Raw genomic sequence first — 7,670 nt, forward strand, 5'->3', positions numbered from 1 at the left:
GCCGAGCAGCGCGTCCCGCAGGCCGCGCGCCACCCCGGCGGGCAGGACGCGCGTGGTGTAGCGGCGCTCGGACTCCAGGCCCTTGCCGGCGCCGACGCTCCGCGCGACCAGCGCCTTCGACAGGCCCTCGGCGTAGGTGCGCGCCCGGAAGTACCCGAAGCGCTCGCGCGCGCCGGGCACCCGGTGGTGGATCACCGCCCGGTCGTCGAGGAGCAGGATCGTGTCCGGCCTGGCGCGGGTCAGCCGGATGCACAGCTCCGTCTCCTCGCACCCGAGGGGGTGCTTGTCCCCGTCGCGGCCGATCCCGGTGGCGAAGCCCCCGGCCGCGTCGAAGGCGGCGCGGCGGAACGAGGCGTTGCCGCCGAGCACATTGCGCACCCGGGCGACCCCGCCGGGCAGGCCCTTGTAGGCGCAGCCCACCACCCAGTCGAACTCCTCGGGGAACCAGGCCGGGCGGCGGCCGGAGGCCCAGACGGGCACGGTACGGCCGCCGACGGCCATGACGCGGGGGTCGGCGTAGCCCTCGGCGAACCAGCGCAGCCAGTCGCGTTCGGCGACGGCGTCGTCGTCGAGGAAGGCGATGATCTCGCCGGACGACGCGGCGATGCCCGTGTTGCGGCCGGCGGACAGGCCGCGGGGGCCCGCGTTGGCGAGCACCCGGACCTCACCGCTCTCCCGGTGTTCCTTGTACTCCCTGGTCAGACGCTCCAGCAGGGCCTGGTTGTGGTCCACCACCAGGAGCGTCTCCAGGGCCGGCCGGGACTGCGCGCGGACCGAGGCGACCGCCGCGAGGATGTCCTCCCAGCGGTCCTCGGTGTACGCGCAGATCACGACCGAGACGGACGGTCCGTTCAAGACACCTCTCCTCGGCCGGAGACGAGCATCGTCGCGTGCGAACGGCGCCGCAGCGCACGCCGGTTGGAGCGCTCCTTCAGGATCACCCGCAGCACGCGCAGACCGTCGCGCACGGCCCGCAGATTGCTCGCGCCGTGGATGCGGAGGTACTCGTGGCTCGGTATCTCCTGCACCTTCAGACCGGCCTTGACGACCCGTATGTTCATCAGGGTCTCGACCTCGAACCCGGTGCAGTCGAGGTCGATCTTGTCCAGGCAGTGGCGCCAGAAGGCGTTGTAGCCGTAGCAGAGGTCGGTGTAGCGGGCGCCGAACTTGCGGTTGACGACCGTGCACAGCGCCCAGTTGCCGAACTTGCGGATCAGTGTCATGTCGTCGGTGGCGCCGCCGTTGGCGAAGCGCGACCCCTTGGCGAAGTCCGCGCCCGAGACCAGGGCGGAGACGTACGACAGGATCTCGTGGCCGTCGGCCGAGCCGTCCGCGTCGACCATCACGATGATGTCGCCGGTGCACGCCTCGAACCCGGTGATCAGGGCGTCCCCCTTGCCCTTGCCCTGCTGCGGCACGACCTTGACGCCGGGCCACACCTCGCGGGCCACCTCGACGGTGTTGTCGGTGGAGTTGCCGTCGACGAGGACCACTTCGTGGATCCAGTCCGGCAGTGTCTTGAAGACGTACGGGAGGTTCTCCGCCTCGTTCATGGCGGGGATCACCACGCTCACCGGGGGAGCGATGGCCAGATGGGTGGAGACCGGCCGGTACTTGCCCGAGGCGACCGTGATGGTCCCGTCGGGCTCCTCGGCCGTGTCGGTATCGGATATCGCCGGGCGCAGAACTGAGCTCATGAGTCTGGTCCCTCTCGTCCGGTGGACCGCCCGCCCCTGGGCGGTCCGGCTATGTGTCCGGTTCGAAAGGGGGGTTCTCACCCGTGGCACGCGAAATCGATCTCCGTATCGACCCCTTGGTGCATGACAGGGTGAGCTGGCAAAGCTGGCCGACTGTCGCGACTCGGCAGTCGGTCGCGCGGCACGGCTCGGCAACAGACGCGGTCACCGAGCACGGCACCCCCCTACCGCGCCCCGCGCCGGGACCGTCACGCCCCTCGAGCCCTCCCCTTGGGACCACTGTCGACGGACCGATGCGGGTGGATGTAAGACGGTATTGATGATTGAGCCCGTATGGCAAGGCCTACTGCGAGGCCTCACTTTTTTGTTGTTGTGTCCGTTACCTACAGTCCTGACCGGATTCTCCCCATCCGTTTCAGTGCTCTGTCCGCCGACGCGAACAGCTCCGGCCGGGCCAACACGGCGTTCCGCAACGCCCGGACGGGGGCGCGACGGGCCCGGTGCCCGAGGGCCACGGGGTGACGCCGGGTGACCCACCCCTCGGCCACGGAGATCTCCCGTGTCTTCAGGGAGTCCTTGTACTGCTTCTGGCCCCGGCCGAGATCCAGGTACGCGATCCCGTCCGCGGCGCCCTCCTCCGCCATGTGCAGATGCAGCAGCAGCCCCGGCGAGAACCTCGCGAACGCCGGGTCGTACGCCGGGAACCAGCAGGTCAGCACCCGCTCGGAGCGGAGCCCGAAATGGGCCGCGACCGGCTTGCCGTCCGCGTACAGCACGGACAGCTGGCCGGCGAAGGAGTCGGAGCGGGTGTGGAACAGCTGCTGGACGAGCCGGATGATCCACGGGTGTGCGAAGCGGTCGCTGCGACCGGTCCTGCGGTACTGGGCGGACTTCCAGGCCATCAGGGTGCGCAGGACCTCGGGATCGCGCTCGTCGTGCACATAGCGGACCTCGCGCACCGCGCGGCCGAGCCTGCGTCCCTTGGCGAGCGTGGAGCGGACGAACTTCGGGGAGCCGGCCCGCAGCCGGCCCAGATAGGCCTCGTAGCCCTGTTCGAGGTCCATGACCGGTGACGGGAAGGTCCCGGTGACATGGTCCGCGAACGGTGTCTGGCCCTCCGCCAGATGGTCGAACTCCCAGACGGCGAGCCCGCAGGCCCGCAGCAGAGCCTCGGCGTCCCAGGTGAATCCGGGGCGGTGGACGACGCCCTGGCAGTCGGACAGTCCCAGGCCGACGGCCCGGCCCACCCCGACCGGGGTTCTCTGGAACGGGAAGAACGCCGCGGGTTCACCGCCCTCGCGCAGGACCGCGATCCGCACCCCGCGCCGGCACCGGCCGACCGCGAGGGCGAACTCGGGGGACAGGAACGGGTTCGCCAGCTCGGGCGCGCCGTGGAGGTGTGCCTTCGACTGCAGGGCGGTCCAGGCCGCCCGGTCGGCGGCGCTCAGTTCGCCTGGGCGGTACACGCTGATGTCCACGTCTCAGGTCCGTCTTCTCTCCGTACGGCCGCGCACGCGCCGTACCAGGCTCAGCAGGAGAACGAGCGAGCTGATCACGGTCACGGCCGCGATCCCGCCGGGTACCGACCAGGAGTGGGTGGCGATCATGCCTTGTGCGACGAGGAGGTTCACCGCGATCGCGCCCGCGACGGACGCCACGACGCGGCCGAAGGGTTCCAGTCCGCGCAGCACGGCCCCGATGGCGGCTCCGGGCGCGACGAGGAGGAAGAACAGCGTGAACGGGCCGCGCAGGACCGAGTCCGCGTCGGCGAACGCGAGCACCGCGCCGGTCCCCGCCACGGCCGCGGCCACGCCCGCGAGCAGTGGCCCGCCACTGTCGGACAGGGATGGCTTGGTACTCAAGGTCTGCATTGGCGACTTTGCCCCCCGAAGCGCCGGATGCCGGGCTTCAATGTCGCTCAGCGGGCGCGGGACAGTCAAGATGCGGAACTCGACGGTAAGCGCTCGCGCGGGAGGTCGGCGGAGAAGCGACGGCGGGGGGATCTCCGGGCCCGGGGACGAGGACTCCCCGGAGGCGGCGGGCGCCTCCGGGGAACTCGTGTGCGGACGGACCCTCCTGTGCCAGGAGACCTCAGAGGCTCAGGGGGCCTCGGGAGACCGAGGACGGGCCGGTCGGTGTCACGGGACGATCTGGAGCAGGCGGTTCGGGGAGCCGGTGCCCGTGCTGGTCACCTTGCCCGTGACGGCCCCGCCGGTCAGCGCCGTGGCGACCTGGGCCGGGGTGGCCGAGGGGTGGCCGGCCAGGTAGACCGCGGCGGCGCCCGCGACGTGCGGGGTGGCCATCGAGGTGCCCGAGATGGTGTTGGTGGCGGTGTCGCTGGTGTTCCAGCCGGCCGTGATCGACGAACCGGGGGCGAAGATGTCCAGGACCGAGCCGTAGTTCGAGTAACTGGCCCGGGCGTCGGTGCTGGTGGTCGCACCGACCGTGATCGCCTCGGTGACCCGGGCGGGGGAGTACGAGGAGGCGTTGGCGCTGCTGTTGCCGGCCGCGACGGCGTAGGTCACGCCGCTGGCTATGGAGTTGCGGACGGCCGTGTCGAGGGCCGCGGACGCGCCGCCGCCGAGCGACATGTTGGCGACCGAGGGGCCGCTGTGGTTCGCGGTCACCCAGTCGATGCCCGCGACGACGCCGGCCGTGGTGCCCGAGCCGGAGTTGTTCAGCACCCGCACCGCCACGATCTTCGCCTGCTTGGCGATGCCGTAGGTGGAGCCCGCGATGGTGGTCGCCACGTGGGTGCCGTGCCCGTTGCCGTCCTGTGCCACGTTGTCGCCGTCGACGGCGTCGTAGCCGTTGGTGGCCCGGCCGCTGATCTGGGAGTGCGTGATGCGGACGCCGGTGTCGATGACGTACGCCGTCACGCCGCCGCCCGCGGGGTCCGGGTAGGTGTATGTGCCGGAGAGCGGAAGGGACGCCTGGTCGGAGCGGTCCAGGCCCCAGGGGGCGTTGGTCTGGGTGGCGTCGGCGGTGAGGATCTGGTTCTGCTCGACGGAGGCGACCGCCGGGTCGGCGGCCAGTCTCCTCGCCTCGGCCGCCGAGAGCTCGGCCGAGTAGCCGTTGAGCGCGGACCGGTAGGTCCGCTGGACCGTGCCGCCGTGCTTCTTGATCAGGCTCTTGCCCTCGCTGGAGGCGGCCTTGAGGCCGGTGCCCTTCTTGAGGGTGACGAGGTAGCTGTCCTTGATCGCCGTGGGGGAGTCCGCCGCGAGCACCGTGCCCTCGGCGGGGGCGGCCTGGGCGGGCAGTGCGGTCGGGCCGCCGAGCAGGGCGGCCGTCGCCAGGGTGGTGACGGCGGTGACACGGATCCTCTTGCTACGCAGGTGTGCCATTACGAGGGAGTCCTCCTCATGGGCGGCGCACGCCAGGTGGGGGGTGTGCGTCGGTGGGGGGTGTGCGGGATCGCACTCACGACCGGGAGCGTCGCGTTCCGCTCACGGCTCCCAGCAGCGTGGTGGAGGCACAAGCGCGGCACAAGGGAGTTGGGGTCTTGTCATGCGTATGTCACGCGTACGCAATCGAACGGGAGTTGAGCGAGGTGTCTTTGGGTCGATCGGGACCTGAAAGTCTTGACATGAACACTTCCGATCAACACGCGTAGTTGCTACGACGGTTGACACAGAGATCCTGCTAAAGGGAGGTTCCATGAGACGTTCCCGATTTGCGGTATTCACGACCTCACTCCTCCTCGCCGTCGCCGCCACCCTGACCGGGACCGCGGCGGCGCAGGCGTCCGAAGAGGCCGCCGCCACGGGCTATGTGGCCCTCGGCGACTCCTACTCCTCCGGTGTCGGCGCCGGGAGCTACATCTCCTCCAGCGGCGACTGCAAGCGCAGCACGAAGGCCTACCCGTACCTCTGGGCCGCCGCCAACTCCCCTTCCTCCTTCGACTTCACGGCCTGCTCGGGCGCCCGAACGGGTGATGTTCTGGCGAGTCAACTCGGCCCGCTGGGCGCCGGAACCGGGCTCGTGTCCCTCTCCGTCGGCGGCAACGACGCCGGGTTCGCCGACGTGATGACCACCTGCGTGCTCCAGTCCGACAGCTCCTGCGTCTCCCGGATCAACACGGCAAAGGCGTACGTCGACTCGACGCTGCCCGGCCAGCTCGACAAGGTGTACTCGGCCGTCCGCGCGAAGGCACCGGCCGCCCATGTGGTGGTGCTCGGCTACCCCCGCTTCTACCAGCTGGGCGGCACCTGCCCCGGGCTGTCCCAGACGAAGCGGTCCGCCATCAACAACGCGGCCGACTACCTGAACACCGCGATCGCCAAGCGCGCCGCCGACCACGGTTTCACCTTCGGCGACGTCCGCTCCGTCTTCACCGGGCACGAACTGTGCTCCGGCGACCCCTGGTTGAACAGTCTCAACCTGCTGAACATCGGCGACTCGTACCACCCGAAGGCCGCGGGGCAGTCGGGCGGCTACCTGCCGGTGTTCAGGAACGCGGCCTGACACCGGCCACGGCCCTCACGAGCACGCCCTGAACACGCCCTGAACACGCCCTGAACACGCCCTGAACACGCCCTGAGCACGCCCTGAGCACGCCCTGAGCACGTCGACCGGGCCGGCCCCCCGCTCCCCAGGGGCCGGCCCGGTCAACCCCGTTCCAGGGCTCGGGCGTGATCCGAACGACCGGCCCTACGCCCGCGGCTCCACCGCGCGGTCGTAGGCCCCGGCCTCGTCGTCGGAGCCGCCGGGGTCCCCCGAGTCCGAGGGGGTGCCGCCCGTGGTCGGGGGCTCCTCCTCGCACGTCACGGAGAACGCGACGGAGTTGGACGTCGTCCGCACCGGCCCGCGCACCTCGACGGTGATCTCGTCCTCGTAGGTCGTGTCCGGCGCGTACGTCGTGACGACGATCCGGTCCTGCTGACTCTTCCCGCCGCCCTCCGGGAACGACAGCGTCTTCCACTCGGTGTCCGGTGCCTTGCTGCTCGCGGTCACCCAGCGGTACTCGACCTCCACGGGCACCCGGCCCACGGTGAACGTCGCCGTGAAGCGCGGGGCGTCGCCCTCGGACGGCGGACAGGCCCCCGAGTAGTGCGTGGCCTCGCCCGCGACGACCACCTTCACGGACTGGGCCGGCGGCTTGCTGGTCGTCGGACCGTCCTCCGGGGTGTCGGAGGGCCCGTCGTCCTCGGTGGTGGGCTCGTCGCTCGGCTCGTCGGACGTACCGCCGCCGTTCGTCCGCCCGTCGCTGCCGCCCGTGGTGCCCGCCCCGTTGGTGGTGTTGCCGTCGGCCCCGCCGTCGTCCCGGTTGACCCAGGCGTACGTCAGCCCCGCGACGGCCAGGGCGAGCGCCGCGATACCCGCGATCAGGAAGACGAGGGCACGCCGGTCGCGTCCCGGCACACCGGCGGGCACCGCCGAGGGGCCCGTCGCCACGGCCGGGCCTGTGTACGGCGGTGTCGGGGCCCCGTACCCCGTCGTGTCCCGCCGGGTCGGCCCGCCCCCGGCCGGGGACGTGGTCACCGTCGGGGCGTACGGGGCGGCTCCGGCCGTGTCGGCGCTGGAAGGGGTGCCCCCGGCGCCGATGATCCGCAGGTCCCGCTCGGCCTGCTCGGCCGGGACCCGCTCCGCCGGGTCCTTGCGCAGCAGCCCCTCGATCACCGGGGCCAGCGGGCCCGCCCGGCGCGGCGGCGGCAACTCCTCGTCGACGACCGCGCGCAGCGTGCTCAGCGGAGTGTCCTGCCGGAAGGGGGAGTTGCCCTCGACCGCGGCGTACAGCAGCACGCCCAGCGACCACAGGTCCGACTCGGGCCCCGGCGTCCGGCCGAGCGCCCGCTCGGGGGCGAGGAACTCGGGCGAGCCGATCACCTCGCCGGTCATCGTCAGCGCGGAGCTGCCCTCCACCGTGGCGATGCCGAAGTCGGTGAGGACCACACGGCCGTCGTTGGACATCAGCACGTTGGCCGGTTTCACGTCCCGGTGCAGGACCCCCGCCTCGTGCGCGGCGCGCAGCGC

7 protein-coding genes are annotated in these 7,670 nt (G+C 71.5%); 1 reads left to right on the forward strand and 6 read right to left on the reverse strand.

The window, feature by feature from the left end; genetic code table 11:
* From AOK23_RS35255 to AOK23_RS35275, 5 genes are all read right to left on the reverse strand, one after another.
* The coding region (locus AOK23_RS35255) for a glycosyltransferase family 2 protein (RefSeq protein ID WP_055716603.1) at positions 1-855 on the reverse strand (855 nt) is incomplete at its 3' end.
* A complete protein-coding gene (locus AOK23_RS35260) occupies positions 852-1,697 on the reverse strand; it encodes a glycosyltransferase family 2 protein (RefSeq protein ID WP_055716604.1) in 846 nt (281 codons plus the stop codon). The genes AOK23_RS35255 and AOK23_RS35260, both read right to left, overlap by 4 nt.
* A gap of 383 nt (positions 1,698-2,080) precedes the next feature.
* A complete protein-coding gene (locus AOK23_RS35265) occupies positions 2,081-3,175 on the reverse strand; it encodes a GNAT family N-acetyltransferase (protein WP_055716605.1) in 1,095 nt (364 codons plus the stop codon).
* Positions 3,176-3,178: 3 nt separating this feature from the next.
* Positions 3,179-3,568, reverse strand: coding sequence for a hypothetical protein (locus AOK23_RS35270; RefSeq protein ID WP_055716606.1), 390 nt, complete (start codon positions 3,566-3,568; stop codon positions 3,179-3,181).
* Between the two features lie 267 nt (positions 3,569-3,835).
* On the reverse strand, positions 3,836-5,041 hold the full coding sequence (locus tag AOK23_RS35275) for a S8 family peptidase (RefSeq protein ID WP_055716607.1): 1,206 nt from the start codon (positions 5,039-5,041) through the stop codon (positions 3,836-3,838).
* A gap of 313 nt (positions 5,042-5,354) precedes the next feature.
* Between AOK23_RS35275 and AOK23_RS35280 the strand changes: the two genes are divergently transcribed.
* On the forward strand, positions 5,355-6,161 hold the full coding sequence (locus AOK23_RS35280) for an SGNH/GDSL hydrolase family protein (RefSeq protein WP_055716608.1): 807 nt from the start codon (positions 5,355-5,357) through the stop codon (positions 6,159-6,161).
* A 186-nt stretch (positions 6,162-6,347) separates the two neighbouring features.
* Here AOK23_RS35280 and AOK23_RS35285 read toward each other — a convergent pair.
* Positions 6,348-7,670, reverse strand: a 1,323-nt coding sequence (locus tag AOK23_RS35285) for a protein kinase domain-containing protein (protein WP_055716609.1), incomplete at its 5' end; no start/stop codon positions are given.

The sequence above is a fragment of the Streptomyces torulosus genome (genome assembly GCF_001419765.1).
Classification (GTDB): domain Bacteria; phylum Actinomycetota; class Actinomycetes; order Streptomycetales; family Streptomycetaceae; genus Streptomyces; species Streptomyces torulosus.

What these genes read in the sequence shown, in the direction of transcription:
- AOK23_RS35260 (WP_055716604.1), bottom strand. Translation starts at nt 1,697, where the DNA reads ATGAGCTCAGTTCTGCGCCCGGCGATATCCGATACCGACACGGCCGAG.
- AOK23_RS35270 (WP_055716606.1), bottom strand. Translation starts at nt 3,568, where the DNA reads ATGCAGACCTTGAGTACCAAGCCATCCCTGTCCGACAGTGGCGGGCCA.
- AOK23_RS35275 (WP_055716607.1), bottom strand. Translation starts at nt 5,041, where the DNA reads ATGGCACACCTGCGTAGCAAGAGGATCCGTGTCACCGCCGTCACCACC.
- AOK23_RS35280 (WP_055716608.1), top strand. Translation starts at nt 5,355, where the DNA reads ATGAGACGTTCCCGATTTGCGGTATTCACGACCTCACTCCTCCTCGCC.